This window comes from Modestobacter sp. DSM 44400 (assembly GCF_900107175.1).
In the GTDB taxonomy this organism is placed as follows: domain Bacteria; phylum Actinomycetota; class Actinomycetes; order Mycobacteriales; family Geodermatophilaceae; genus Modestobacter.
In genome coordinates this window covers 66,641-93,640 of the sequence record NZ_FNOZ01000010.1, presented here as the reverse complement: position 1 = coordinate 93,640, position 27,000 = coordinate 66,641, and the positions used below count along the sequence as shown (strand labels likewise).

Sequence of the window (27,000 nt, the reverse complement as noted above, 5' to 3'; positions counted from 1 at the left end):
TCAGGTCGGACGAGTGGAACGGGGAGACGGACTCAGACGGACAGCGGACCATCCTCGGTCCCCCTCCCGTTCCGGGTGGGCACGGATGGCACGGGCACGCGCTCATACCACTGCGATCGCGCTGTTGAGCAGGCCACGCAGGATGAACACGGCGAACAGGAGCACCATAAACCCCAGATCCAGGCGGATGGTCCCGAGGTTCAGCGGCGGGATGACCTTGCGCACCGCCTTCAGCGGCGGGTCGGTGGTCGCGTAGACGACCTCCAGGCCGGCGGCGACGATGCCCTGCGGACGCCAGCTGCGCGCCAACACCATCACCCAGTCGATGACGAACCGGGCGAACAGCAGGATCAGGAAGACGAGCAGCACCGATGACAGGATCTGCAGTAGGAGAGCCACGGTCCTCGCTCGTTCGGGGGGCGCACAGGTTCAGGACTGGTTGAAGAAGCCGCCCTCACGGATGCGGGCCTTGTCCTCAGCCGTCACGTCGACGTCCTGCGGACTGAGCAGGAACACCTTGGCCGTGACGCGCTCGATACTACCGTGCAGCCCGAAGGACAGGCCCGCAGCGAAGTCCACCAGTCGCTTCGCGTCCGCGTCGTCCATTTCGGTCAGGTTCATGATCACCGGCAGGCCCTCGCGGAAGCGCTCACCGATGGTGCGGGCCTCGTTGTAGGTGCGCGGGTGCAGCGTGGTGATCCGGTAGGGCTTCGGGGTCAGCGGGGCCGGCGTGGGGGCCGGCGTGACGGCGACCGGCTCGCGCACGGCCAGCCCGGCGGCAGCGGCGGACCCGCCGCCGAGCCGGGTGGACCCGGTGCCGGCCGATGGCGCCGCGGCGGGGCTGGCGGCCAGCCCCAGCGAGCGCGCGGCCACCGGACGGCGGATGAGCGGTGCCGGCTCGGGCTCGGGCAGCGGCTCGACCGGCTCGTCGTAGCCCGCGGGCGCGTAGCCGTCGGCGGGGTAGTCGCCGTCGGCGTCGTCGTACTCCCCGGCCGGGGAGTACCGGTCGTAGCCGCGGTCGTCGTAGTCGGTCTGCCGGGCGGGGTACCGGTCGTACCCGCCGCGGGCGTCGTCGTCCTCGACGAGGCCGAGGTAGACCCCCATCTTTCGCATGGCTCCGGCCATCGGACGTCTCCCTCTGGTCTCGTCGTCGACTCTGTGCTGCATCGAACGGGTGGCCGCATCGATCGGGTGGAACAGGTGAGGCACGAGTGACGGGTGGTCACTCGCCCCGGTCGGAGGCTAGGGGGCGGGAGCCGAACAGAGCGGTTCCGACACGCACCACAGTGGCACCAGCTGTCACAGCAGCCTCCAGGTCGGCGCTCATGCCTGCCGATAACTCCCTGGCGTCCGGATGGTCGGCGCACACCCGGGCGGCCACGTCGGCCAGCCGGGCGAACGCGGGCGCGGGGTCCTCGCCCCGGGGAGCGACGGCCATCAGGCCCCGCAGGCGCAGCCCCTCGCTGGCGGCCACGGCGTCGGCCAGCGCGGGCACCTCCCCCGGCGGCACTCCGCCGCGGGCGCCGTCCCGGCCCGGAGGGCCGCCGAGGTCCACCTGGACGAAGACGTCGAGCACCCGCCCGGCGGTCAGCGCGGCGCGCGCCAGCGCCTCGGCCAGCGGGACCCGGTCGACCGAGTGCACCACCACATCGAGCCGGACGGCGGCCGCGGCCTTGTTGCGCTGTACCTGACCGACGAGGTGCCATCGGAGGTCCGCGGTCGCCGCGTCCCCGGCCAATGTGGCCACTTTGGCCGTCAGCTCCTGCACGCGGTTCTCGGCGAACTCGCGCTGGCCCAGCGCCGCGAGCGCCGCGACGTCCTCGGCGGGCCACGTCTTGCTCACCGCGAGCAGCCGGACGCCGGCCGGGTCGCGGCCGGCGGCGCGGGCGGCGGCGGCGATGCGCTCGCGGACGGCGCGCAGGTTCTCCTCGAGCCGGTCCACGGACGACGATGATGCCAAGCCCGGGTCCGGCCCGCTCACTCGAGCCAGACGGCGCCGGCCTGCCGGCCGGTGACGCCGTCCCGCCGGTGGCTGAACAGCCGGCGGTCCTCCACGGTGCACCGCGGGTCGTGGACGACCTGACCGACGCCCGCGCCGCGCAGCACCTCGGCGATGCCGGCCCGCAGGTCCAGGCCCCGCGTGCCCGTCCGGGTGCGCACCGCGCTGGCCGGCGCGACCCCGGCCACTTCGGCCTGCAGAGCCTGCGGCACCTCGTAGTCGGCGCCGCAGACGGCCGGGCCGAGCAGCGCTTCGACGTTCGCGGGGCGGGCGCCCAGCCGGGTCATCGCCGCGAGCGCCGCCGGGACGACGCCCCGCCGCACGCCCTCCCGGCCGGCGTGCACCGCGGCCACCACGCCGGCGACCGGATCGGCCAGCAGCACCGGCACGCAGTCGGCCACCAGCACGCACAGCACCAGCCCCGGCGTGGCCGTGACCAGCGCGTCCACGTCGACCACCGGGTTCTCCCCGGCGTCCTCGATTATGGCCACCCCGGTGCCGTGCACCTGGGTCATCCAGACCAGCGAGGCCCCGGGCACGCCGATCTCCTGGGCCAGCCGGCCCCGGTTGGCCGCGACCGCCGCCGGGTCGTCACCGACGTGGTCGCCGAGGTTGAAGGAGTCGTACGGGGACGCAGAATGGCCGCCCCGTCGGTCGGTGACGACCCGTCGGGGTCGCACCGCCTGCGGGGCGGCCGGACCTGCACTCACCACCTACGGCCCTGTCCCGGGGGCCGCCCCGAGCAAGGTGACGTGCCGGAGCGGCCTGCTCCCGGGACCCGCTGCGAGCTTGCGAGCGGTGGGGCGGAGCAGGCCTTCTTCACTGACTGCGGAGGAACTCGGGAATGTCCAGCTCCTCCTCGAAGTCCTCCGACGCCAGCGGACGGCGGCTGCCGTTCCCCGGGATCGGCGGGAGCGGCGGCACGGTGATGCCACCGCCCTGCGCGCCGGGCTGACCGGGCCGAGGTGCCGTGGGCGCCGGTGCTGGGGCCTGCGCAGGCGCGGGCCGCGACTCGGGCTGGCTGACCAGCCGTTCGCCGGTCTGGGCCGGCATCGCCGGGCGCGCCGGCGGCGCGGGGGTTGCCGCGACCGGGGCAGCCGGCGCCGCGGCCGTCACCGCGCTCGCGTGCCCGTCTCGCCGGTTGGCCGGCTTGCCGCTGTCGAAGCCGGCGGCGATGACGGTCACCCGCACCTCGTCGCCGAGCGCATCGTCGATCACCGCGCCGAAGATGATGTTCGCGTCCGGGTGGGCGGCGTCGGAAACCAGCGAGGCGGCCTCGTTGATCTCGAACAGGCCCAGGTCCGACCCGCCGGAAATCGACAGCAGGACGCCGTGGGCGCCCTCCATCGAGGCCTCCAGCAGCGGGCTGGCGATCGCCTGCTCGGCGGCCAGCAGCGCGCGGTTGTCCCCGCGGGCACTGCCGATGCCCATCAGCGCCGAGCCCGCCCCGGACATGACCGACTTGACGTCGGCGAAGTCCAGGTTGATCAGGCCGGGCGTGGTGATCAGATCGGTGATGCCCTGGACACCGGACAGCAGCACCTGGTCGGCGGTGCGGAAGGCGTCCATCACGCTGACGTTCCGGTCGCCCAGCTGCAGCAGCCGGTCGTTCGGGATGACGATCAGCGTGTCGCACTCGTTGCGCAGTTCCTCGATGCCGGACTCGGCCTGGACCGCCCGCCGCTTCCCCTCGAAGGAGAACGGACGGGTGACCACGCCGATGGTCAGCGCGCCCAGCTTGCGGGCGATCGAGGCGACCACGGGGGCGCCGCCGGTTCCGGTGCCACCTCCTTCACCGGCCGTCACGAAGACCATGTCGGCGCCCTTGAGCACCTCTTCGATCTCCTCGCGGTGGTCCTCGGCGGCCTGCCGGCCAACATCGGGCTGGGCGCCGGCGCCCAGGCCCCGCGTGAGCTCACGGCCGACGTCGAGCTTGACGTCGGCGTCGCTCATCAGCAGTGCCTGTGCGTCGGTGTTGATCGCGATGAACTCGACCCCCTTGAGGCCGACCTCGATCATGCGATTGACCGCGTTCACCCCGCCGCCGCCGATGCCGACGACCTTGATGACCGCAAGGTAGTTGTGCGGAGGTGTCATGCTGCACTCCCCAACTGGACCCTCATCCTCAGGTTGAGCCTTATAGTTATGTCAACTTCGGCGATGTGGACGAAGTTAGGTGGGTCCGACCGGGCCAGCAAGCACCCTCCGGGGCTCGGCGTGTCCGGCTGGACGGATCACACGGAACTCGTCCAGCGCATCTGTCACATCTGACTCACGGTTCGTGACGACTTGCCTGCCTACCGTCTCATGCCCGGGTCCAGACCTGCCGACCGCGTAGGACGCGCCCGACCACAACGCCGGAAAGGTCAATTTCTACCCGGGCGTGTCGGATCCGGTGCGCGGCGGCGCGGTGTGCTGTTGCTCGCGGCTCAGCTCCGCGGCACGCGCCCCATCACATAGAACTCCTCGTTCGGCGGCACGGCGGCCCAGTGCACCAGCCGGTTGGACAGCGCGAACAGCGACACGATCGCCCCGACGTCCCACACGTCGTCCTCGGTGAGCCCCTGGGCGCGCAGTGCGGCCAGGTCGGGCTCAGCCACCGTCGCGGGCTCCAGCGCCAGACGCATGGCCACCTCGAGGACGGCGGCCAGCCGCTCGGACACCGGGGCCTTGCGCCAGTCGACGGCCACCTGGTCGGCCAGGTACCGGTCCCGCGCCCGGATCCGCACCAGCGCACCGTGGGCCACCACGCAGTAGAGGCAGTCGTTGGCCGCGCTGGTGGCCACCACGACCACCTCCCGGTCGGCCTGGCTCAGGCCCGGGGTGTCCTTGTCCATCAGCGCGTCGTGCAGCGCGAAGAACGCCCGCGCCTCGGCCGGGCGCCAGGCCAGCGCGGCGAAGACGTTGGGCAGGAAGCCACTGGCGTCGGCGACCTCGGCGAAACGCGCCTGGAGGTCCGCCGGCAGGTCGGCGGCGGCGACGAGCGGGAAGCGGCTGATCCGTTGCTGATCCACCCCGTGACTCTGTCACCGGGAGTGCCAGGCCTCGGCTGCGCCGAGCCCGGTCGACCGGTGCGGCATGCGGAGCATCCCGCACCTCGGTCGGGCGGAACGTCCATACGCTCGGCGGAGCCGAGGCGAGGCACTTCGGAGAGGCTTCACCTGAGGACGACGGCGTCCGGTGTGCTCACGTCCAGCGTGTCCGCCTCGTCCAGGGTCCCGGCGTCGATCTGGTCCAGCAGGGCGGCCAGGACCCGGGCCTTGCGCGGGGTGGCCTCGGCGCTCCCCCACAGCACGGTGCGGCCGTCGGTCAGGGTCAGCGTCACGTCGTCCGGCGAGCCGGCGGTGACCCCGGTGACCTCCCGGCGGACGTCGGCGGGCAACGCCACCACCGCGCCCAGCGCGGCGGCGGTGGTCGGATCGTCGGGGCCTGGGCGGGGCACGGTCAGCGGGACGACGTCGGCGGGAGCGCCGCCGGTGATCGTGTCGAACAGCACTCCTTCGCGGTCGACCAGCGAGCGGGTGCCGGCCTGGTCGACGACGGCGACCGCGACCCGTTCGACCAGGGTGACCACCACGGTCTGCGGCCAGCCGCGGGTCACTTCGACCGAGGCCACCTGGGGCAGCTGGGCGACCCGGGCCGCGGCGGTCGCGGTGTCCACCCGCACCAGCGGCGTCCCGGCCTCGATCCCGGCGGCCTGCTCGACCTGGTCGTCGGTCAACGAGCCGGCGCCGTCGATCTGCACGGTGCGAACGGCCAGCAGCGGGCTGGCCAGCAGCACCCAGGCGCCGGCCGCCAGCACGACCACCAGCACCGCGGCGACGGTGAGCAACCGGCGACGCGGGTCGGCGCGGCGGCCGGCCCGGCGGCGCCGGCTGCGCAGTGAGGTGACCGCGGCGCCGCCCGGGCCGGCCTTCCCCCTCCCACGGGGCGAGCGGGTGCGGTCGCGGGTGGTCGCCGCCCGACTCACCGGAGCCCGACCTCCGCGCCGTCCCCCTCGGGTCCCGCCGGCGAGCTCAGCGCGGCGAGCACCTCGGGGCCGACCATCGACACGTCCCCGGCGCCCATGGTCAGGACCAGATCGCCCGATCTGGCCCGCGCGGCCAGCGCCGGCGCGGCGGCGGACCAGGACGGCTCGAACAGCACCTGCCCCGGCGGCAGCGGGACGGCGTCGGCGACCAGCGCCCCGGTCACGCCCGGCACCGGATCCTCCCGGGCGCCGTAGACGTCCATCACCACCACCTCGTCGGCCAGCCCGAGGGCCTCCCCGAAGCCGGCGGCGAACTCGGCGGTCCGGCTGTACAGGTGCGGCTGGAAGGCCACCACCAGCCGCCCCTCGCCAACGACCGCCCGGGCGGCCCGCAGCTGAGCGCTGACCTCGGTGGGGTGGTGCGCGTAGTCGTCGTAGACGCGGACGCCGGCCGCGGTGCCCTTGAGCTCGAACCGGCGGTGGACGCCGCCGAAGCGGGCCAGGCCGGCCAGCAGGCCGGCGGCCGGCAGGCCGAGCTCCAGGCCGGCCAGCAGCGCGGCGGCGCTGTTGAGGGCCATGTGGGCCCCCGGCAGCTGGATCTGCACCGGCCCGAGGGGCTCGCCGTCCAGCACTGCGGTGTACCGCGTCCCGTCGCGCCCGACCTCCAGGTCCGACAGCTGCAGGTCGGCGTCCGCGCTCAGGCCGTAGGTCCGTACCCGCGCCGCCGCCGTCGGCGCACCGCGCAGCCGGCCGGCGCCGGGGTCGTCAGCGCACAGGACGACGAAGCCGCCGGCGTCGACCGTGCCCATGAAGATGTCGAACGCGGCCTCGACCGCGGCGAGGTCGCCGTAGTTGTCCAGGTGGTCGGCCTCGACGTTGGTGACGATCGCCCCGAACGGGGCCAGCAGCAGGAAGGAGCGGTCACTCTCGTCGGCCTCGGCGACGAAGACGTCGCCCTCCCCCTCGTGGGCGTTCGAGCCGGACTCGTTGAGGTCCCCGCCGATCGCGAACGACGGGTCGACACCGCAGGCCTGCACCGCGACGGTGAGCATCGAGGTCGTGGAGGTCTTGCCGTGCGTGCCGGCCACCGCGACGCTGCGCCGGCCGGCCATCACCGCGGCGAGCGCGACGGCCCGCGGCAGGACCCGCAGCCCCCGCTCGCGGGCGGTGGCCAGCTCCGGGTTGTCCGGGCGGATGGCGGTGGAGACCACCACGGTGTCCGCGGCCCCCAGGTTCGCCGCTTCGTGGCCCACCGCGACGCGGGCGCCGAGGGCGGCCAGCGCCCGCAGCGTGGGCGTCTCCCGCCGGTCGCTGCCGGAGACGGTCACCCCGCGGGCGAGCAGGATCCGGGCGATGCCGCTCATGCCGGCTCCACCGATGCCGACGAAGTGCACGGCGCCGAGCTCGGCCAACGAGGGGATCGGGTCGCGCCAGGCGGCGACGTCCGCGGCGCTCACCGCTGTGCCGCCTGGAGCACGATGTCCGCCAGCCGCTCGTCGGCGTCCGGTGACCCGGCCGCCTTGGCGTGCGCGGCGTAGCCGGCCAGTGCGGCCGGGTCGGTCACCAGCGGGACGACGTGCTCGGCGATCCAGGACGGCGACAGCTCGGCGTCCTCGACCAGCAGTCCTCCGCCGGCCGCCACCAGCGGCTGGGCGTTGCGCCGCTGCTCGCCGTTGCCGATCGGCAGCGGCACGAAGACCCCGGGCAGCCCCACGGCGGACAACTCCGCCACGGTGACCGCCCCCGACCGGCACAGCGCCAGATCGGCCGCGGCGTAGGCGAGGTCCATCCGTTCCAGGTAGTCGACGACCACGTACGGCGCCTTGCCCGGGGCGCGGGCCGGCACCGTCACGTCGGTGTTCTTGGGGCCGCGGGCGTGCAGCACCGCGACGCCGGCCGCGGTCAGCGCGTCGGCCGCGCCGACGGCGGCCCGGTTGAGCGACGCCGCGCCCTGCGAGCCGCCGAAGACGAGCAGCGTCGGGCGGGCGGCGCCCAGGCCGAAGTGCGTCCGCGCCTCCGCGCGGAGCCCGGCCCGGTCCAGCGAGGTCAGCTGGGGCCGCAGTGGCATGCCCACGTGCTCGGCGCCGCGCAGCGGGGTGCCCGGCACGGTCACCGCCACCCGGGCGGCGAACCGCGCACCCACCCGGTTGGCCAGCCCGGGCAGCGCGTTCTGCTCGTGCACGACCACCGGGACGGAGTTGCGCCAGGCGGCCAGGTACGCCGGCAGCGCGACGTAGCCGCCGAAGCCGACCACGACGTCGGCGTCCAGCTCGCGCAGCAGTGCGCGGGTCTCGGCGACCGACCGGCGCACCCGGCCGGGCACCCGGAGCAGGTCCGGCGTGGGCCTGCGGGGCAGCGGCACCGGTGGGATCAGCCGCAGGTCATAGCCGCGGGCCGGCACCAGCCGGGTCTCCATGCCGCGGGCGGTGCCCAGGCAGGTGACCCGCGGCGTGCCGCCGGGGGCACCGGTCCGGCGGGTGAGGGCGTCGGCGAGGGCGAGCATCGGCTCGATGTGCCCGCCGGTGCCGCCTCCGGCGAGGACGACGGACAGCGGGCGCCCCGGGCCGGTCGGCCCGGGGGCGGGCTGGGGGTGGGTCACTGCGGACGTCCTGGCCGTTCGGTTCTCGGAGGATGGGACCGGGCTGCCGGTCGCCCGCGGACGGCGGGCGGTTCACCGGGCACGGGCGGCCGGTTGCGGGGCGGCGGGCGGTCACCGGCAGGGAGCCGGCCGCGGGCAGTCTGCCGGTCGCGGCGGGAGGCCTGCTCGGGCGGGGTGGTGGACTGGTCGCGCCCGGACGGCCGCGGGGCCGGTCGCTGCGGTGCCCGTGGGGAGCCTGCGGCCGCCGCAGGGCGCCGGGGCGGCACCCGGGTCACGGTCCGGCCGTCGTCCCGGGCCGGCCGCTCGTCCGGGTGGGGACGGCGCACCTTCCGGCGGCGGCCCGGCAGCGCGTCCACGGCGGCCGCGGGCACCGGCATCAGCAGCCGGGTCAGCGGGCCTCGGCGCTGGGCGCGTTGGTGGGCGATCGCGTCGGGCTCGGATCGGGCGAACCGGGCCAACAGCCCGACGATGAACAGGGTGAGCACCAGCGACGTGCCACCGGCGGAGATCAAGGGCAGCTGGACGCCGGTGACCGGCAGCAGCCCCACGACGTAGCCCATGTTCATGGCGGCCTGGCCGATCAGCCAGACGGTGATCGCGACGCTGGCCAGCTGGATGAACCGGTCGGTCGAGCGGCGGGCGATGCGGAACCCGGCGTAGGCGAGGATCCCGTACAGGCCGACCACCACGACGCAGCCGACCAGGCCCAGCTCCTCGCCGATGATCGCGAAGATGTAGTCGGACTCGGCGTGCGGCAGCAGGTTCCACTTCATCGCGCTGTTGCCCAGCCCGACGCCCCAGAAGCCGCCGGTGGCCAGTGCGTACAGCCCGTGACAGGCCTGATAACCGCCGTCGGAGGCGTCGGCGCACGGATCGAGGAAGGAGGTGAACCGGGCCATCCGGTAGTCGGCGGCGTTCACCATCAGGAACACGACGGCCACCGTGCCCAGGACGGCGGCACCGATCCAGCGCCGGGACAGCCCGCCGGCCCACACCAGCCCGGCCAGCACCAGGCCCAGGCTCACCACCGCGCCCATGTCCGGTTCGGCGAGCAGCAGCAGGGAGAACACCCCGAAGACCGGCAGCACCGGCACGAGCAGCGATTTGGTGGTCAGGTACCGATCGCGGGTCGCGATCACGTGCGCGCCCCACAGCGCGAACACCAGCTTCCCGACCTCCGAGGGCTGGAAGTTCGTGACGCCCAGGTCGAACCAGGCCCGCGAGCCGTTGAGCCTGAGCCCCAATCCGGGCACCAGCACGAGCACCAGCAGGGCGACGACGACGAGCATGGCGTGGCCGGAGTGCCGGCGGACCCGGCCCACCGGCAGGTGCATGGCGGCGAGCATGCCGATCAGGCCGAAAACCGCGAAGGCGATCTGGCGCACCCCGGGCAGCCAGGCCGGCTGGCCGGCCGTGGCCGCCTCGATGGCGGAGGCGGAGAAGACCATGATCAGCCCGATCGCCAGCAGCATGCCGGCCGATCCGAGCACCAGGTTCGAGGTCGTCATCGGCCCGTCGAGCCAGGCCGGCCCGCGCAGCCGCAGGCCGAACGCCGCGAGGCTCCCCGGCTCGTCGTCCGCCCCGGCGTTGCGCCGCCGCACGATGCCCTCCCGGGCGGCGCGCTCACGGACGGGGCGCTGACGGGTCCCGGCGGTCACCGGCCGGTCCCCTGGTGGACGGCGGCAGCGCGGACCCTTCTCAGCACGTGCTCCCCATCCGTCACCACAGCCCCATGGTCGCCGCTGCGGGGCGCCGCGCGCTGGACCGACGGGGCGTGTCGCGCCAGTGATGAACGACCGGTCCGCAGAAATGGCCATTTCTGCGGATCGGGCCGGCCGGCTGCCTAGAGGCCGGCGAAGTCCAGCCAGTCGGAGTAGAACAGCCCTATCCCGAAGGCCACCGCCATGCCGGTGACCAGCCAGAACCGCACGATGACCGTGCTCTCCGCCCAGCCGGCGAGCTCGAAGTGGTGGTGCAGCGGCGCCATCCGGAACACCCGGCGTCGGGTGGCCCGGAAGAACGCCACCTGGATGACCACCGACAGGGTGACCGCCACGAACAGCCCGCCGAGGACCACCAGCAGCAGCTCGGTACGGGTCACGATCGCCAGCCCGGCCATCAGCCCGCCCAGGGCGAGGGAGCCGGTGTCGCCCATGAAGATCCGGGCCGGGGAGGTGTTCCACCACAGGAAGCCCAGGCACGCGCCCATCGCGGCGGCGGCGACCAGAGTGACGTCCAGCGGGTTGCGGACGGTGTAGCAACCGTCGACCAGCGCGGTGCTGCAGTCGTGGCCGAACTGCCAGAACGAGATGATCACGTAGGAGGCGAAGACCATCGCCGAGCAGCCGGCCGCCAGCCCGTCCAGCCCGTCGGTCAGATTCACCGCGTTGGAGAAGCCGGCGATGAACAGGTAGGCCAGCACGGCGAACACGACGACCGGCAGGGTCAGCGGCGCGATGTCCCGGACGAAGGAGACCGCCGCGGAGGCCACGGGCACGCCGTCGTCGTCCTTGGCCCACAGCGCGAGGACGGCGAACGCGACGCCGATGACGAGCTGGCCGACCAGCTTCGCGGTCTTGTTCAGGCCCAGGCTGCGGCGGTACCGGATCTTCAGGTAGTCGTCGAGGAAGCCGACGGTGCCCAACCCGATCAGCAGGAACAGCAGCAGCAGGCCCGTGGCGGTGACCCCGCGCCCGGTCTGGTTGAGCAGGAAGAGGTGGGCGATCAGGTACCCGCCGACGGTGGCCAGCACCATCACGGTGCCGCCCATCGTGGGCGTCCCCTTCTTGGACAGGTGGCTCTCCGGCCCGTCGTCCCGGATCTCCTGACCGAAGCCGCGCCGCCGGAAGGTCTTGATCGCCAGCGGGGTGAGCAGGATGGAGATGACCAGGGCGAACGTGGCCGCGATCAGGACCGACTTCACGCAGTTCCCTTCCCGGTGCTGCCGGTGGTGCCGTCGGCGAGCAGGTCTGGGTCCACCAGTTGCGCGGCCAGCAGCTCCAGACCATAGGACCGGGAAGCCTTGACGAGCACGACGTCCCCGGGTGCGAGCAGCCCGGCGAGCAGCCGGCCGGCCGCGGCGCGGTCGGCGACGTGCACCGCCCGGCCGAGGTCGTGACCGGCGTCCGCACCACCGTCGGCCGACCCCTCGGCCAGCGCACCGGTGTGCACGCCGATGGCGTCCGGACCGACCGAGACCAGCACGTCGACCCCCGCCCGGACGGCGTCGCGGCCGAGTTTGGCGTGGGCGGCGTCCGCCCCGGGGCCCAGCTCCCCCATCGCGCCGAGGACCGCGATCCGCCGCTGCCCGGCCAGGCCGGCCAGCGCTGCCAGCGCGGCGCCCATGGACTCCGGATTGGCGTTGTAGGCGTCGTTGACCACGGTGACGCCGTCGGCCCGGCGGGTCACCTCCATCCGCCAGCGGCTGCGCGGACCGGCGGCCGACAGCGCCTCGGCGACCTGGGCCGGTGCCAGGCCGGCGGCCAGCGCCGCGGCGGCCGCGGACAGCGCGTTGGCGACCTGATGGGCGCCCACGACCTGCAGCGTCACCGGGTGCTCCTCCCCCGCCGCGGCCAGGGTGAACCGGGCTCGGGCGGCCTCGTCGAGCTCGACGTCGAGGGCACGCACGTCGGCGGTCGTCGTCGTCACGCCGGTGGTAACCACCCGGGCGCGGGTGCGCGGGGCCATGCCGGCGACCCGCGGGTCGTCGGCGTTGAGGACGGCGGTGCCCCCGGCGGGCAGCGCCTCGACCAGCTCGCCCTTGCTGGCGGCGATGACCTCGGCGCTGCCGAACTCCCCGAGGTGCGCCGAGCCCACGTTGAGGACCACTCCGACCTGCGGGCGGGCGATGGCGCAGAGCCGGGCGATGTGCCCCGGCCCGCGCGAGCCCATCTCCAGCACCAGGAAGCGGGTCCGCGTGTCGGCGGTGAGCACCGTCAGCGGCAGGCCGATGTCGTTGTTGAAGGAGCCCTGTGGGCTAACCGTGGGGCCGGCGGCGGCCAGCACCTGGCCCAGCAGGTCCTTGGTGGAGGTCTTGCCCGAGGAGCCGGTAATGCCGACGGTGAGCAGGCCGGCGGTGACCAGCCGCTCGTGCACGGCGGCGGCCAGCCGGCCCAGGGCGTACACCGGGTCGGCGACGACCACGCAGGCCAGCAACGGGTCCGGCCGGGTGGTCAGCGCGGCCGCCGCGCCGGCGGCGGCCGCGGCCGGCACGAAGTCGGCGCCGTCCGCCCGCTCGCCGGGCAGCGCGACGAACAGGTCACCGGCGCCCACGGCGCGGGAGTCGACCGTGACGGAACCGCTCACGGCCCCCGGGGTGTCCCTGCCTGGGGGCAGCACGAGCTCACCGCCGACCGCGGCGGCCAGCTCGTCGAGGTCCAGGGCGATCACCCGGTCACCTCGGGGTCGGCGGCCAGCTCGGCCAGCACCTCGCGCAGCACGGCGCGGTCGTCGAAGGGCAGCACGCGGTCCCCGACCTCCTGTCCGGTCTCGTGGCCCTTGCCGGCCACCAGCAGGGTGTCCCCTGCCCGGGCCGCCCGCACGGCGGCGGCCAGCGCGGCGCGCCGGTCGCCGATCTCGAGCACCTCGGCCCGGCGGTCGGCAGGGAGGTCCTGCACACCGGTGAGCATGGCCCGGCGGATCTCCGCCGGGTCCTCGGATCGGGGGTTGTCGTCGGTGACGACGAGCAGGTCGCTGCCGGCGGCCGCCGCGGCGCCCATCCCCGGGCGCTTGCCGGCGTCCCGGTCACCGCCGCAGCCCAGCACGGTCAGCAGCCGGCCGGGGGTGGCAACGCGCAGCGCAGCCAGGGCGGTGGCGACCGCGTCGGGGGTGTGCGCGTAGTCGACGACGGCCATGAACGGCTGGCCGGCGTCCACCGGCTCCATCCGACCCGGGACGACGGTCTGGGAGAGCCCGGCCACCGCGTCCTCGACCGGCACTCCGATGGCGTCCAGCAGAGCGACGGCCAGTACCGCGTTGGCCACATTGAAGCCCCCGGGCAGCCGCAGCCGCGCCGGCCAGCTGCGCCCGCCGGGGCCGTGCAGCGTGAACGTCGACCCGCCGGCGGGGAGGGCGGCCACGTCGGTGGCCGACCAGTCGGCGTCGGTCGCGCCGGCGGTGGAGACGGTAACCGTGCCCGGGCTCATCAGACGGCGGCCGGCCGGGTCGTCGACGTCGACCACCTCGACGGCGGCCCGCCCGTCGAAGAGCAGTGCCTTGGCCCGGAAGTAGCTCTCCACGTCGCCGTGGAAGTCCAGGTGGTCGCGGGAGAGGTTGGTGAACCCGGCGGCGGCGAAGCGGACCCCGCCGACCCGGCCCTGGACGAGGGCGTGGCTGGAGACCTCCATGACCACCGCGCGCACGCCGGAGCCGACCATCGTGGCGAGCAGGGCGTGCAGATCCGGCGCCTCCGGGGTGGTGCGGACGCTGGGGAAGGCGGTGGTGACGGGGCCACCGTGTGCATCCCGGCCGCGGGTGCGCGCCTGCACGGTGCCGATGAGGCCGCTGGGCCAGCCGGCCGCGGCCAGGCCGGCCTCGACCAGGAAGGCCGTCGTCGTCTTGCCGTTGGTGCCGGTGATGCCCAGGACGGCCAGGTGCTCGCTGGGTGAGCCGTACACCAGGGCCGCGACGCTGCCCAGCAGCCCGCGGGGGTCGGCGACGACGCACACGGCCAGCCCGGTGGCGCGGGCCAGTTCCTCGCCCGCGGGGTCGGTGAGCACGGCGACCGCCCCACGCGACGCGGCGTCCGCGGCGTAGCGGGCGCCGTGGGTCCGGGCACCGGGCAGCGCCGCGTACAGGTCACCGGGAACGACGTCGTTCGAAGCGAGGGTCACACCGGTCACCGCGGTGCCGGGCTCGCCGGCCACGGGGTCGCCGATGAGGTCGCTCAGGTCGGCGAGGGAGAGCGGGCGGGTCCCCGCAGGCCGGGGGACCGGCCCGGAGGCGGTCGGACTCACGAGTGTCCAATCTACCGGCGACGGGCTGCGCCCCGAGAGCGCCATGCCCCGGCTGCACCGAACGCCTTTCCTGGTCAGGGGACGGTGAGGGTGAAGTCCGGTCGCGGCGATCCGGAGGGCACGACCCCGCCGGCAGTCAGGGCGTACCGCATCACGTCGGCGAACACCGGCGCGGCGACCTGGCCGCCTTCGGCCGAGCTGGTCGGTCGTTCCAGGTCCACGGCCACCACGTACTGCGGGTCGTCGGCGGGGGCGTAGCCGACGAAGGTGGTGAAGTAGCCGCCGCCGGCGTAGCAGCTGCAGTCGGGGTTGGCCCGCTGCGCCGTGCCGGTCTTGCCGACGACCCGGAAGCCGTCGACCTCGCCCAACGGTGCGGTGCCACCCTTGCCGACGACGGCCTCGAGCATGTAGGTCAGCTTGTCCGCGGTGGACTCGCTGACCACCCGGATGCCCTCCGGGCGTGCGGTGTCGGTGACCGTGCCATCGGCGGCGGTGACCGAGCTGATCACCCGCGGCGGGATGCGCACCCCGCCGTTGGCCAGGGTCTGGTACACCGACGCCATCTGCAGGGTGGTCACCGAGACGCCCTGGCCGATCGGGATGTTCCCCGCCCGGCTCTTCGTCCAGTCCGCCGAGTCCTGCAGGATGCCCCCGCTCTCACCGGGCAGCTCGATGCCGGTCTCCGAACCGATGCCGAAGGCCCGCAGGTACTGCTCGAGCTTCTGGTCGCCGATCTCCCGGGCGAGCATGATCGCCCCGACGTTGCTGGACTTGGCCAGGATGCCGGTGACGGTGAAGCCGATCGGGGCGTGGTCGTGCGCGTCGGTGACGACCGTGTCGCCGGCCTGGATGTGCCCGGGGACCTGCAGCACCGTGTCCGGCTCGGCCTTGCCCTCCTCGATCGCCGCGGAGAGGGTCACCGCCTTCATCACCGAGCCGGGCTCGTAGACGTCGGAGACGGCTCGGTTGCCGAGCAGGTCGGGGTCGGTCTCGTTGTAGTGGCCCGGGTCGTAGCCGGGACAGGAGGCCATGGCGGCGACCTCTCCGGTGTGCACGTCGAGCACCACCGCGGAGGCCGAACTGGTGGCGCCGTCGGCGCACGCGGCGTCCAGCCGCTGCTGCACGACGAACTGCAGGTCCTCGTCGAGGGTGAGGGCGACCGTGGCGCCGTCGGTGGCCGGGGTGGTGTCGTCGATGCCCGACGGGATCGGGTTGCCGCGGCCGTCGACCTCGACGCGCTCCTCCCCGTCGGTGCCCGCGAGCTGGTCTGAGAAGGTCTGCTCGATGCCGGCCAGGCCGGTGCCCTCCGCGCCGACGAAGCCGACCACCTGCCCGCCGACCGCGCCGGCCGGATAGAGACGCGCCGGGTCCTGCTCGAAGGAGAGCCCGGCCCGGGTGGTGGCCGGCAGCGCCCGGATGCGGTCGGTGACGTCGGTGGGGATCCGGCGGGCGAGCACGACGTAGCGACCGTCGCGGGAGAGCTTCTCGGTGAGCTCGGAGGCGGGCACGTCCAGCAGCGTGGTCAGCGCCAGCGCGGTGCGCGCCGGGTCGGTCACCACGGCGGGGTCGGCGACGACCCGCTCGGCGTCGACGGAGTAGGCCAGCACGTGACCCGTGCGGTCGGTGATCTCCCCGCGGACGGCGGTGATCGGGAACGTGCGCATCCGGGCGTCCTCGGCGGCTTGCGCGTAGGCGGCGCCGTCGACGCCCTGCAGTACAACGAGCTTGGCCACCACGACGACCAGCAGGGTGATCAGAAAGAGCAGACCCCAGCGGTTGCGCTGCTCGCGCGCGGCCGTCACGGGAGCCGAGCCTCGCCTGCCCCGCCCGGGACGGCCGGGAGGCGCGCCGACCGGCGAGGACCGGCGGGACCGCACGCCGCCCCCTCGGCCGACCGGCCCGCTGGCCCGGCCGGTGGAGCTGCGCCGCGGACCGAGCGTGCGTCCGTCGTCGGGCACGGGTCAGCCCCCGGACGTCGGCGTCGGCGTCACCGGTGCGGGCACCGGGGCGGGTAAGGCGGCGGAGGCCGGCGCGGCGGGGGGCGCGGGGGCAGGCGCGGCGGTGCCGCGCACGGCGGACTCCCCGTCCGGGCCGAGCACCAGATGGGCCGCGGCACCGGCGGGCACCAGGCCGGCGACGGCGGCCGCCCGGGCCAGCGCGGCGGCGGTGTTGCCGTCGACGACCTGGCGCTCGAGTTCGGCGACCTGCTGGGCCTGCTCGGCGTTGGCCGCCCGCTGCTGGGTGGCGTCCAGGGAGTCCACCGCGATGGCGGTGTTGAGCAGCAGCAGCGCCAGCGTGGTGACGACCAGCAGGCCGACCACGAGGACGACGAACGGCGCGCGGCGCGACCCGGTCGCGGTACGGCGGGTCCGGGCAGGCGTGCGCACCGGCGGCACCAGGCGCAGCTGCGGACGGCTGTGCACCTGGCCGCTCCGTCGGGTCGGCGAGGACGGCGGCCGGGACAGACGCAGGGCGTGGGAGACCTGCAGGGGGCCGGTGTCCGCGGTCGGTCGGCCGGTGGGGGGCGGGGTGGGCCGGGGGCTCACCGTGCCTGAGCTGGCCGTGCGGGAGCTGGCCGTGCGGGCGCTGGCCGTGCGGGCGCTGGCCGTGCGAGGGCTGACCGTGCGGGAGCTCGCCGTCCGGGTGCTGCCGGTCCGCGGGCTGGTCGTCCGGGCGGCCGCCGTCCGGGGGCCCTCCGCCCGTGCCGACCGGGTCATGCCGCCCGCCGGATGCGCTCGGCTGCGCGGACCCGGGCCGAGGCGGCGCGCGGGTTGCGGGCGGTCTCGGCCTCACTGGGTGCCTCACCGCCGCGGGTGAGCATCCGGAGGACGGGGGCGTGCTCGGGCATGGGCACGGGCATCTCCGGGGGGGTGCGGTCGGTGGCCTCGGCGACGAGCGTCTGCTTCACGATGCGGTCCTCGAGGGAATGGAAGGTGATGACCACGACCCGGCCACCGACGGCGAGTGCGTCGATGGCGGCCGGGAGCGCGCGGGTGAGCACGCCGAGTTCGTCGTTGACCTCGATGCGCAGCGCCTGGAACGCGCGCTTGGCGGGGTGCCCGCCGGTGCGCCGGGTGGCGGCCGGGATGGAGTCGCGGACCAGCTCGGCCAGCCGGGCGGTGCCGGTGAACGGCTCGCGGGCCCGTTCGCGCTCGATGGCGGCGGCGATCCGGCCGGCGAACCGCTCCTCGCCGTAGACCTTGAGCACCCGGGTGAGCTGGCCGCGGGAGTAGGTGTTCACCACGTCGGCGGCGGTGCGCGGGCCGCTGGGGTCCATCCGCATGTCCAGCGGGGCGTCGGTGGAGTAGCTGAACCCGCGGGAGGGGCGGTCCAGCTGGAGGGAGGAGACGCCGAGGTCGAACAGGACCCCCTGCACCTCGTCGACGCCGTGGTCGGCCAGCACGTCGGGCAGCTCGTCGAAGACGGCGGGGACGAGAGTGACCCGGTCGGTCAAGCCGGCGGTCTCGATCCGGGCGGCGGCCTCCGCGCGGGCGTCGGGATCGCGGTCCAGGCCGATCAGGCGCAGGCCGGGGTGGGCGGTGAGCAGGGCCAGGGAGTGGCCGGCCAGCCCGAGGGTCGCGTCGACGAGGACGGCGCCGTCGGCCTGCAGCGCGGGGCCGAGCAGCTCGGTGACCCGGTCGAGGAGGACGGGGACGTGCACCGCGGGCCCAGTGGGCTCGGGGCTCATCGACGTCTCCTCTCCGGTGGTTCGCCGGGGCTGGGCGGGGGCTGAGGGTGGGGCCAGTGGTGCGGGCGGGCCGGAGTGGAGCGCGGGTGGTGGTGCGGTGGAGCGGAAGCGCCCTGTCCCACCCGGGCGGGGCCCGCCTGGCGCCGGGGAAGCGGTACCAGGAGGAGCCCCGCTCACGGGGGCGGTGGTGCCAGTGCGCCGAGCTGGAGGGAAGCCGGCTCGGAGCGGGTGGTGCGAGTGCGCCGAGCTGGAGGGAAGCCGGCTCGGTGCGGGGTCCGGTCGAGCCGCAGGGAAGTCGGCTCGGACGGGAGGTGGGGCGGGGTGGGGCGGTCGGAGGGGCGGGCGGCTCAGGACAGGGTCGGCATCCCCTCGCTCTCCATGGCCGCGAAGACGGCTTCCTGCTCGGCGACGTAGGCGTCCCAGCTCGGTGCGTCCCAGATCTCGAATCGGGTGTCGACGCCGACCACGACCACGTCGCGGTCCAGGCCGGCGTACTCCCGCAGGCCGGCGGGGATGGTGATGCGGCCGGTCTTGTCGGCCTCGATCTCCACCATCGAGCCGAAGCTCATCCGGGAGTGCATGCGGGCGGCGTTGGTGTCGGCGGGGGCCATGGCCTTGAGGGCGGCGCTCTGCTCGGCGACCCGGGCCATGGTCAGCCCGTAGACGCAGCGTTCCTGACCCTTCTTGATCACCATGCCGTCGGCCACGAGCTCGCGGTAGCGGACCGGGAGGGCGAGCCGGCCCTTCTCGTCGAGCCGCAACACGTAGCTGCCGACGAACACCGGTTCACCTCCTGCATCGGTCCTCCCGTGGTCGTGCTGGGCCCCCGAGTGGACCCCGCCTCCCCATTGGGCGACACATTAACCCACTGGCCCCCACTGGACACCACTCTGACCCGTGTCGCCCCCTGTCCCTCTCCGCGCCCCACCGATCTGCCCGGCAGCCCCCGGCCGGCCCCGCCGACCCGTCTCCCGCGGCTACGGCCCCACGCCGTCCCGCGAGGCCCCCGCCAGGGCACTTCCGCCACGTACCGTGGTCGCGTGACCGACGGGACGGCAGAGCTGCAGTCCGGACGAGGCGCGACGGAGCTCGATCCCGCGGCCCTCGATCCCACCCATCTCGACGTAGCCGCGGAGGGCGCCCGGATCGCCGCGTCGATCAGCCGCGTCGTCCAGGGCAAGCCCGACGTCGTCCGGCTGGCACTGGTGGTGCTGCTGGCCGAGGGACACCTGCTGATCGAGGACGTCCCCGGCGTCGGCAAGACGACGCTGGCCAAGGCGCTCGCCCGGTCCATCGACGGCACCGTGCGGCGGATCCAGTTCACCCCGGACCTGCTCCCCAGCGACGTCACCGGCGTGGCCGTCTACGACCAGGAGACCCGCGCCTTCGAGTTCAAGCCCGGCGCCGTCTTCGCCAACCTGGTCGTGGCCGACGAGATCAACCGGGCCTCTCCCAAGACCCAGTCCGCACTGCTGGAGTGCATGGAAGAGCGGCAGGTCACCGTCGACGGGGTCACCTACGAGCTGGCCCGGCCGTTCATGGTGCTGGCGACGCAGAACCCGCTGGAGATGGAGGGCACCTATCCCCTCCCCGAGGCCCAGCGGGACCGGTTCACCGCCCGGGTCTCCATGGGCTACCCCGACCGCGACGCCGAGCTGGCCATGCTCGACGAGCGGGCCACCTCCGACCCGCTGACCGACCTCACCCCCGTCGCGGACGCCGCCACCGTTCGGGCGCTGGTCGCGGCGGTCGGGTTGCTGCACGTCGCCGAGCCGCTGCGCCGCTACATCGTCTCGCTGGTCGAGGCCTCCCGCCACTCCCCCGACCTGCGCCTGGGCGCCTCCCCGCGCGCCGGGCTGCAGCTGCTGCGCGCCGCCCGCGCCGCCGCCGCGCTGGCCGGCCGTGACCACGTGCTGCCCGACGACGTCCAGGCGATGGCGGTGCCGGTGCTCGCCCACCGGCTGCTGCTCACCCCGGACGCCGCGCTGGCCCGCCGGGATGCCCAGCGGGTCGTGACCGACCTGCTGGCCGCCGTGCCGGTTCCCCGCGGGCGCTGAGCCGACGTGACCCGCAGCCGGCTGGCGGACGCCGCCTCGTCCCTGACCCTGCGCGGCCGCTGCCTGGTCGCCGGAGGCGTGACGCTGTGCCTGCTCGGTGCGCTGCTCGGTGAGCGCGCCCTGGTCCAGTTCGCCCTCTTCGTGCTCGCCCTGCCGGTCCTGTCGGCGGTCGGGGTGGCCCGGCAGCGCTTCCGGCTGGCCTCCCGCCGGACGGTCAGCCCCTCGCGACTGCCCCGGGGCGGCGACGCCGAGGTGCTGCTCGAGGTGACCAACACCGACCGGCGGGCCGGCGGGCTGTGGGAGCTGACCGAGCAGCTGCCGACCGAGCTCGGCCGCCGTCCGCGGTTCGTGGTGGAGCGGTTGTCCAGCGGCGCCACCGCCGCGCTGCGCTACCAGTTGCACGGTGGCCGGCGCGGCCGGTTCCCGCTCGGCCCGCTGCGACTGCGTCTGGTCGACCCGTTCGGCCTGGTGCTGCGCACCGCCGCCGGCAGCGACACCGCCGCGCTGCTGGTGGTGCCCCGGGTGCGCCCGCTGTCGGGGTCCGGCGGGCTGGCCGGCGGTGGTGGGAACGGCGGGAAGGGCGCGCGCCGGTCGATCGCCGTCCACGGCGAGGACGACGTGAGTACCCGGGAGTACCGGCACGGCGACGACCTGCGGATGGTGCACTGGCGGGCCACCGCCCGGACCGGGGAGCTGATGGTCCGGCTGGAGGAGCGCCCCTGGCGGTCGGCGGCCACTCTGCTGGTGGACACCCGCGGGACCGCCCACCTAACCGGCGGCAGCGTCGCCGGCCCGGCCGGCGACCCGGCGCCCCCGACCGACACCCTGGAGTGGATCGTGGAGGCGGCGGCCAGCATCGGCACTCATCTGCTGCGCCGCGGCGCAGGCCTGCGCGTGGTGGCCGACACCGGCGACCTCAGCGGGCCCGGTTCCGGGGGTGCGCTGGGCACCGCCGAGCTGCTCGACCGGCTCGCCGAGCTGAGCCCCTCCCGGCTGGGCAGCCTGGACCTCGCCGTGGAGGCACTGCGCCGGTCGGCCGTCGACGGCCCGGCGGTCTGCCTGCTCGGGCTGGTCGGCCCGGACGACGTCGCCGCGCTGATCCGTGCCCGTTCCGGGCCCGGCAGCGACGTCGCCGTGGTGACCGACCCGGCGAGCTGGCTGGCCGCCGGGGCGCTGCGCGGGCGCCGGCCGCTCAGCGCCAGCGCGCGGGCCGAGGTCGTGGAACGGTCCGACGCCGCCGTGCGGTTGCTGCGGGGGGCCGGCTGGCAGGTCCTCCTCGCCCGGCCGGACCAGACTGTGGACGATGCGTGGAGCCAGCTGGCCGCGGCCGGCACCCCGGGCGCCGCCCGCTGGACGGGCGCTCAGGTGCCGGCATGACCGGGACCACCCCGCTGGAGGGCACCGTGGGTGGCCGGACCGGGACGGCGGTGGCCGCCACGGTCGCCGTCGCGCTGGGCGCCCTGGCCCTGGACCCGGTGTTCGCCGCCCGCACGTGGCTGGCGCCCGTCGTCCTGGCCATCGCCGTGGTCGGTCTGGGCGGGGCGGCGCTGCGCGCCGGCGTGGCCCGGCTGCTGCCCGCCGACGGTGGCTCTGCCCGGCTGGCCGGCGTGTCGGGCGTCCTCGTGCCGGTGGTCCAGGTGCTCGCCGTGCTCTTCCTGCTGACCGTCGTGTTCACCCCGGACGACGCGTTCGCCGGCCTGGTCCCGACCCCCACCAGCCTGGGCGAGCTGGGCACCGTGCTGTCCGACGGCATGGCCGAGATCCGCGAGCAGGCCACCCCGGCCCTGCCGCTGACCGGGCTGGTGGCGCTGACCACCGTGTTCATCGCCCTCGTCGCGCTGGCCGTGGACCTCGTGGCGGTGGCCGGGCGCCAGCCGGCACTCGGCGGGATCGGGCTGCTGGTCCTCTATTGCGTGCCGGTCAGCACCATCAGCGGGGACGTCGCCCTGGTCTCCTTCCTCGGTCCGGCGGTCGGGTTCGGCGTCCTGCTGTGGGCTGACCAGCGCACCCGGCTGGCCGGCGGCGGCCGCGCCGGCTCCGGCGCACCGCTGGGCACCGGCACGCTGGCCGCCGTCCGCACCGGGGCGCTGGCGCTGGTGGTCGGGCTCCTGCTGCCGGTGCTGGTGCCGACGCTGGCCGAGGGCTCGCTGGCCACCGGGCTGGGCGCGGGCGGCGACGGCACGAGCAGCACCGGTGCCGCCCTGGACCCGGTCGCCGAACTGCGCGGGCAGCTCAACCGTCCCCAGCCCGTGGACCTGCTGGAGGTCACCTCCTCGGTGCCGGACCCCGGCTACCTGCGGGCGGTCGCGCTGGACGTCTACGACGGCGCCGGCTGGCGGATGAGCAACCTCGACGGGGAGGAGTCCATCGCCGGGGACGGCCCGCTGGTTCCCCTTCCCGCCCGGGAGTCCACCCGGAAGGTGACCGCCACCCTCACCGCCATCGGTCACGATGACCAGTTCCTCCCCACCCCGACGGCGCCGCAGTCGATCGACGTGCAGGGCGGGGACGACGCCTGGCGGATCGACCCGACCACCGACACCGTCTTCGGTCGCGGTGTGACCACCTCCGGCCGCACCTGGTCGGTATCGGCCGAGGAGCCCCGGCCCACCGCCGAGCAGCTGGCCGCCGCGCCGGAGCTGGGGCCCGGGGACCGCATGCGGCGCTACCTGGAACTGCCCCAGCTGGACGCCAGCGTCACCGCCCTGGTCGGCCAGCTGACGAACGTCGCCCAGTCGCCCTACGAGCGGGTGCTCGGCATCTACGACCACCTCACCGACCGCGCCAACGGGTTCGCCTACAGCCTGACGACGACGCCGGGGACCTCCGGGGATGACCTCGTCGACTTCCTCCGCCTCAAGCGGGGCTACTGCGAGCAGTACGCCGGCGCGATGGCCGTGCTGGTGCGCGCCGCGGGCGTGCCGGCTCGCGTGGTGCTCGGATACACCCCGGGGCAGGCCGATGCCGACGGCGAGAACGGCCGCACCCGCACCGTCACCACCGACGACGCGCACGCCTGGGTCGAGGTGTGGTTCTCCGGACTGGGCTGGGTGACCTTCGACCCGACCCCGCTGGCGGCCGGGCGGGCGGTGTCGCTGCCGTGGGCACCCCGGGCCGACGCCACCACCGACCCGACTGTCGAGCCCACCGTGCCCGGCACGACCCCGGCCGTCCCGACCGGTCCGCAGGCCCAGATCAACCGGGACGACCAGTACACGCCGCTGAGCCTGCCCGCGACGGACCCGGGCAGCGCGCTCACCAGCTGGCTGACCGGCGGCGGGCTCGCCGTGCTGGCCCTGCTGCTGGCCGCCGTGCCGTGGGCCGCGCGCCGCCGCCAGCGCTTCCAGCGGGTCGCCGACGGCCGGCCCGGCGCGCTGTGGGACGAGCTGCTGTCCACCACCGCCGACCTGGGCATTCCCGTGCCGCGCACCGCCACGCCGCGCACGCTGGCCCGGCAGCTGGCCGAGCTGATGTCCGGGGCCTCGCCGGCCGCGGTGTCCGCCGTCCGGGAGCTGGCGCTGGCCGAGGAGCGATCGGTGTACGGCCCACCGGGGGCCGGGACGACGCCGGAGCTCCGGGACGCCCTGCAGGAGGTGCGGCGGGGCCTGCTGCGGACGATGTCCCGCCGGCGCCGGCTGACCACGGCGCTGTGGCCGGCGTCGACGGTGTCCGCGGCCGGCGAGTGGCTGGCCGTGCATACCCCGCGCCGTCCCCGGTCGGCCTGAGCGGGGACGACCTCGCTACCGTTCGCGGCGACCGCTCAGCCCGCCGACGATGTGGGGCCCCTGTTGCGTGAGATCGCCGTCTTCGCCGGCAGCGCCCATCCCGAGCTCGCGGCGGAGATGTGCGCCCAGCTCGGCGTGCCGCTGCACCCGGTGCGGGTGACCCGCTTCGCCAACGACTGTCTCGAGGTGCAGCTGCAGGCCAACTGCCGGGAGCGGGACGTCTTCCTGGTGCAGCCGCTGGTGACCCCGGTGCAGGAGAACCTGGTCGAGCTGCTGCTGATGATCGACGCCGCCCGGGGCGCCTCGGCCTCGCGGATCACCGTGGTGATGCCGCACTACGCCTACGCGCGCTCGGACAAGAAGGACGTTCCGCGGATCTCCATCGGCGGGCGGCTGATCGCCGACCTGATGGTGGCCGCGGGGGCCGGCCGGGTGCTGGCGATGACGCTGCACTCGCCGCAGGTGCACGGGTTCTTCAGCGTGCCGGTCGACCACCTGCACGCGCTGCGCGAGCTCGCCGACCACTTCCGGTCACTGGACCTGTCGAACACCACGGTGGTCTCCCCCGACCTCGGCAACGCCAAGGAGGCCGCTGCCTTCGCCCGGCGGCTGGGGGTGCCGGTGGCCGCCGGGGCCAAACAGCGCTACGCCGACGACCGGGTGAGTATCAGCGCGGTGATCGGCGAGGTCGCCGACCGGGACGTCATCGTGCTCGACGACGAGATCGCCAAGGGCAGCACCGTCCTGGAGCTGATCGACCGGCTGCGGGACGCCGGCGCGCGCTGCATCCGGGTCGCCTGCACCCACGGGCTGTTCTCGGCGGGCGCGCTGGAGCGCATCGGCGCGCAACCGGACGTCCTGGAGATCGTCTGCACCAACACCGTGCCGGTGCCCGACGCGCACCCGAAGCTCACCGTTCTGTCGATCGCCCCGGCGCTGGCCCAGGCCGTGCAGCGGATCCACGACGGTGAGTCGGTCAGCGCCCTGTTCGACGTCGTTCCCGCGCCGGGCAGCTGACCCACACCGGGCTGCCGACGACACCGGGCCTGCCGACGGCACAGTGGCCGCCGTCCCGGACGGGACGACGGCTGCGGCGGGGGTCGCGGGCGATTACTGGTCGTAGCGGCGGCGGAAACGCTCCTCGAGGCGGTCCTTGAGCGGCTGCTTGCGGGCCTTGCCGGCCTTGCCGGCCTTGGTGCTGCCCCGACCGGCCGGCCGGGGGCCGGTGCCGGAGGCCGGCACGGCCTCGATCGCACCGGTGGCGGCCTTGTAGTTCAAAACGCCGAGGCCCACGCCGCCGAACATCAGCAGGAAGCCCACCACTCCCAGCGGGACCGAGGGCACCGCCACACCACCGATCAGCCCGGCGAGGCCGACGACGACCAGGGCGATGCCCATCTGCAGCTTGCGGCGGGCCTTCTGCCGGCGGTCACCAGTGCGCACGGTCGAGGCGAACTTGGGATCGTCGTCGACGAGGGCGCGCTCGATCTGCTCCAGCAGGCGCTGCTCGTGCTCGGAGAGCGGCACGTCGACCTCCAGTTGCGCAGTGCTCGAACCACCGGCGGCTGTCCGCCCGTGGTGCCACCGAGGATACGAGCCGATTGCGGGGTGCGAAAGGCGAGCGGTCACCGACACACCGGGGTGGGGGGTCGACTCCCCCTGCGGAGGGGTGCCGCGGGGTCAGCCGCCGGGCTGGGGTGCCCGTCCGCGGGCCTGCCCGGGGTCTCCCGGGCGCTCCCGGAACGCCGCCGCGGGCGGGCGGCCGGCCCTCGGGACCTGCGTGCGGGTCAGCAACGTCGCCGGGCGCACCGCACCGGCACCGAACCGCCGCGCCGCCCGGTCGGCGGCCAGCTCCGCGTCCCGGCGGCCGTGCTCCCGGGCACCGAGCTCGAGCTGCCGGGCGGTGGCGTCGGCCTTCACCAGCCCCTCCGCCCGGACCCCGACCAGCCGGATGCGCGCCCGGTCCAGCCCGAGGGCGTCGAAGAGCGCCCGGGCGGTGTCGTAGAGCTCCTGGCCGACGTCGGTCGGCACCTTCAGCGTGCGCGACCGGGTGATGGTGGTGAAATCGGCGAAACGCACCTTGATGCTCACCGTCCGGGTCAGGTGGCCGGTGGAGCGCAGCCGGCCCGCCGTCCGCTCCGCGAGGTGCAGCAGTTCGCGGTGGATGACCGTGGGGTCGTCGACGTCGGTGCCGAAGGTCTCCTCCGCGCCGGTCGACCGGTCCGGCTCGTCGGGGACCACCCGGCGCGGGTCGCGGCCCCAGGCCAGCTCGTGCAGGTGCGTGCCGGCGGCCTGGCCGACCGCCCGCTGCAGCGTGCGCGCCGGCACGTGCGCCAGGTCGCCGACGGTGCGCAGCCCCAGCCGCAGCAGCACCTCCTCGGTCTTGGCACCCACTCCCCACAGCGCGCTCACCGGCAGCGGGTGCAGGAACTCCATGACCTCGGCCGGGCGCACCACCAGCAGGCCGTCGGGCTTGGAACGGGTGGAGGCGAGCTTGGCGACGAACTTAGTGCCGGCCACCCCGACCGAGCAGGTGATGCCCTGCTCGTCGAAGACGCGGGCCCGGATGTACTCCCCGATCGCGACCGGGTCGCCCAGCCGGCGGCCGGACCCGGAGACGTCGAGGAACGCCTCGTCCAGGCTCAACGGCTCCACCAGCGGTGTGATCGACCGGAACAGCGCCATCACCGAGCGGGACACCTCGCTGTAGAGGGCCAGGTCCCCGGGCAGCACGGTCGCCGTCGGGCACAGCCGCAGCGCGCGGGCGGTGGGCATGGCGCTGTGCACCCCGTAGCGCCGCGCCTCGTAGGTGGCCGAGGTGACGACCCCCCGGTTGCCGGCCCCGCCCACGATGACCGGGGTGCCGGCCAGCTCGGGGTGCCGGCGGACCTCGACGCTGGCGAAGAAGGCGTCCATGTCGACGTGCAGCACCCTGCAGCCGGCGGACCGCTCGGACACCACACCCACCCCCCAACGACCGAACACATGTTCGACTCCGAGGAATGAGC

Annotated in this window: 23 protein-coding genes; 4 read left to right on the top strand and 19 right to left on the bottom strand. The window is 75.0% G+C overall.

Annotated elements, in window-relative coordinates:
- Positions 1-102: 102 nt before the first annotated feature.
- From BLW04_RS09135 to mraZ, 17 genes are all read right to left on the bottom strand, one after another.
- Positions 103-399 carry a YggT family protein gene (locus BLW04_RS09135; RefSeq protein ID WP_091538972.1) on the bottom strand — a complete coding sequence of 99 codons (297 nt, stop codon included), beginning with the start codon at positions 397-399 and terminating at the stop codon, positions 103-105.
- A 30-nt stretch (positions 400-429) separates the two neighbouring features.
- The gene (locus tag BLW04_RS09130; RefSeq protein ID WP_091538969.1) at positions 430-1,125 is read right to left on the bottom strand and encodes a cell division protein SepF; all 696 of its coding nucleotides are present in this window, start codon (positions 1,123-1,125) and stop codon (positions 430-432) included.
- Between the two features lie 97 nt (positions 1,126-1,222).
- The gene (locus tag BLW04_RS09125; RefSeq protein ID WP_091538966.1) at positions 1,223-1,942 is read right to left on the bottom strand and encodes a YggS family pyridoxal phosphate-dependent enzyme; all 720 of its coding nucleotides are present in this window, start codon (positions 1,940-1,942) and stop codon (positions 1,223-1,225) included.
- A 35-nt stretch (positions 1,943-1,977) separates the two neighbouring features.
- Positions 1,978-2,709, bottom strand: a complete 732-nt coding sequence (pgeF, locus tag BLW04_RS09120; protein ID WP_217630945.1) for a peptidoglycan editing factor PgeF — start codon at positions 2,707-2,709, stop codon at positions 1,978-1,980.
- A 109-nt stretch (positions 2,710-2,818) separates the two neighbouring features.
- Positions 2,819-4,096, bottom strand: coding sequence for a cell division protein FtsZ (gene ftsZ, locus BLW04_RS28265; protein WP_091538958.1), 1,278 nt, complete (start codon positions 4,094-4,096; stop codon positions 2,819-2,821).
- Between the two features lie 332 nt (positions 4,097-4,428).
- The gene (locus BLW04_RS09110) at positions 4,429-5,013 is read right to left on the bottom strand and encodes a peroxidase-related enzyme (protein WP_091538955.1); all 585 of its coding nucleotides are present in this window, start codon (positions 5,011-5,013) and stop codon (positions 4,429-4,431) included.
- Positions 5,014-5,156: 143 nt separating this feature from the next.
- Positions 5,157-5,969 (bottom strand): cell division protein FtsQ/DivIB, encoded by an 813-nt coding sequence (locus BLW04_RS09105; RefSeq protein ID WP_091538952.1) that lies wholly within the window; start codon positions 5,967-5,969, stop codon positions 5,157-5,159.
- On the bottom strand, positions 5,966-7,426 hold the full coding sequence (gene murC, locus BLW04_RS09100) for a UDP-N-acetylmuramate--L-alanine ligase (protein WP_091538948.1): 1,461 nt from the start codon (positions 7,424-7,426) through the stop codon (positions 5,966-5,968). The genes BLW04_RS09105 and murC overlap by 4 nt, the downstream gene beginning before the upstream one ends.
- Positions 7,423-8,568: an undecaprenyldiphospho-muramoylpentapeptide beta-N-acetylglucosaminyltransferase gene (gene murG / locus BLW04_RS09095; RefSeq protein WP_254781204.1), complete on the bottom strand. Its 1,146-nt coding sequence runs from the start codon at positions 8,566-8,568 to the stop codon at positions 7,423-7,425. Before murG ends, murC begins: the two co-directional genes overlap by 4 nt.
- Positions 8,565-10,226 carry a putative lipid II flippase FtsW gene (ftsW, locus tag BLW04_RS09090; RefSeq protein WP_139306786.1) on the bottom strand — a complete coding sequence of 554 codons (1,662 nt, stop codon included), beginning with the start codon at positions 10,224-10,226 and terminating at the stop codon, positions 8,565-8,567. The genes murG and ftsW overlap by 4 nt, the downstream gene beginning before the upstream one ends.
- A 185-nt stretch (positions 10,227-10,411) precedes the next feature.
- Positions 10,412-11,491, bottom strand: coding sequence for a phospho-N-acetylmuramoyl-pentapeptide-transferase (gene mraY, locus BLW04_RS09085; protein ID WP_091538941.1), 1,080 nt, complete (start codon positions 11,489-11,491; stop codon positions 10,412-10,414).
- Entirely contained in the window at positions 11,488-12,957 is a 1,470-nt protein-coding gene (murF, locus tag BLW04_RS09080) for a UDP-N-acetylmuramoyl-tripeptide--D-alanyl-D-alanine ligase (protein ID WP_091538938.1), read from the bottom strand. Before murF ends, mraY begins: the two co-directional genes overlap by 4 nt.
- Positions 12,954-14,522: a UDP-N-acetylmuramoyl-L-alanyl-D-glutamate--2,6-diaminopimelate ligase gene (locus tag BLW04_RS09075; protein ID WP_217630944.1), complete on the bottom strand. Its 1,569-nt coding sequence runs from the start codon at positions 14,520-14,522 to the stop codon at positions 12,954-12,956. Before BLW04_RS09075 ends, murF begins: the two co-directional genes overlap by 4 nt.
- A 74-nt stretch (positions 14,523-14,596) precedes the next feature.
- Entirely contained in the window at positions 14,597-16,324 is a 1,728-nt protein-coding gene (locus tag BLW04_RS09070) for a peptidoglycan D,D-transpeptidase FtsI family protein (RefSeq protein ID WP_254781203.1), read from the bottom strand.
- 159 nt (positions 16,325-16,483) lie between these two features.
- Positions 16,484-16,945: a cell division protein FtsL gene (locus BLW04_RS25830; RefSeq protein WP_139306785.1), complete on the bottom strand. Its 462-nt coding sequence runs from the start codon at positions 16,943-16,945 to the stop codon at positions 16,484-16,486.
- A gap of 290 nt (positions 16,946-17,235) precedes the next feature.
- Positions 17,236-18,210 (bottom strand): 16S rRNA (cytosine(1402)-N(4))-methyltransferase RsmH, encoded by a 975-nt coding sequence (gene rsmH / locus BLW04_RS09060; protein WP_091538928.1) that lies wholly within the window; start codon positions 18,208-18,210, stop codon positions 17,236-17,238.
- A 347-nt stretch (positions 18,211-18,557) separates the two neighbouring features.
- Complete coding sequence (gene mraZ / locus BLW04_RS09055) at positions 18,558-18,992, bottom strand: division/cell wall cluster transcriptional repressor MraZ (protein WP_091538924.1); 435 nt, start codon at positions 18,990-18,992, stop codon at positions 18,558-18,560.
- Positions 18,993-19,250: 258 nt separating this feature from the next.
- Here mraZ and BLW04_RS09050 point away from each other — a divergent pair, with 258 nt between their 5' ends.
- The 4 genes from BLW04_RS09050 to BLW04_RS09035 all read left to right on the top strand — a co-directional run bounded on the left by BLW04_RS09050 (position 19,251) and on the right by BLW04_RS09035 (position 25,009).
- The gene (locus BLW04_RS09050; RefSeq protein WP_254781202.1) at positions 19,251-20,267 is read left to right on the top strand and encodes an AAA family ATPase; all 1,017 of its coding nucleotides are present in this window, start codon (positions 19,251-19,253) and stop codon (positions 20,265-20,267) included.
- A gap of 6 nt (positions 20,268-20,273) precedes the next feature.
- Positions 20,274-21,644, top strand: a complete 1,371-nt coding sequence (locus BLW04_RS09045) for a DUF58 domain-containing protein (protein WP_091538921.1) — start codon at positions 20,274-20,276, stop codon at positions 21,642-21,644.
- Positions 21,641-23,992 (top strand): transglutaminase TgpA family protein, encoded by a 2,352-nt coding sequence (locus tag BLW04_RS09040; protein ID WP_139306784.1) that lies wholly within the window; start codon positions 21,641-21,643, stop codon positions 23,990-23,992. Before BLW04_RS09045 ends, BLW04_RS09040 begins: the two co-directional genes overlap by 4 nt.
- 63 nt (positions 23,993-24,055) lie before the next feature.
- Positions 24,056-25,009: a ribose-phosphate diphosphokinase gene (locus BLW04_RS09035; protein WP_091539103.1), complete on the top strand. Its 954-nt coding sequence runs from the start codon at positions 24,056-24,058 to the stop codon at positions 25,007-25,009.
- Between the two features lie 93 nt (positions 25,010-25,102).
- Here BLW04_RS09035 and BLW04_RS09030 read toward each other — a convergent pair whose 3' ends face one another.
- Entirely contained in the window at positions 25,103-25,519 is a 417-nt protein-coding gene (locus BLW04_RS09030; protein ID WP_091538914.1) for a DUF3040 domain-containing protein, read from the bottom strand.
- 153 nt (positions 25,520-25,672) lie between these two features.
- Positions 25,673-26,950: a DNA polymerase IV gene (dinB, locus tag BLW04_RS09025; protein ID WP_254781201.1), complete on the bottom strand. Its 1,278-nt coding sequence runs from the start codon at positions 26,948-26,950 to the stop codon at positions 25,673-25,675.
- Positions 26,951-27,000 lie beyond the last annotated feature (50 nt).

Excerpts from the sequence above, each read along its gene's own strand:
- ftsZ (WP_091538958.1), bottom strand. The coding sequence starts at position 4,096 with ATGACACCTCCGCACAACTACCTTGCGGTCATCAAGGTCGTCGGCATC.
- rsmH (WP_091538928.1), bottom strand. The coding sequence starts at position 18,210 with ATGAGCCCCGAGCCCACTGGGCCCGCGGTGCACGTCCCCGTCCTCCTC.
- BLW04_RS09130 (WP_091538969.1), bottom strand. The coding sequence starts at position 1,125 with ATGGCCGGAGCCATGCGAAAGATGGGGGTCTACCTCGGCCTCGTCGAG.
- BLW04_RS09040 (WP_139306784.1), top strand. The coding sequence starts at position 21,641 with ATGACCGGGACCACCCCGCTGGAGGGCACCGTGGGTGGCCGGACCGGG.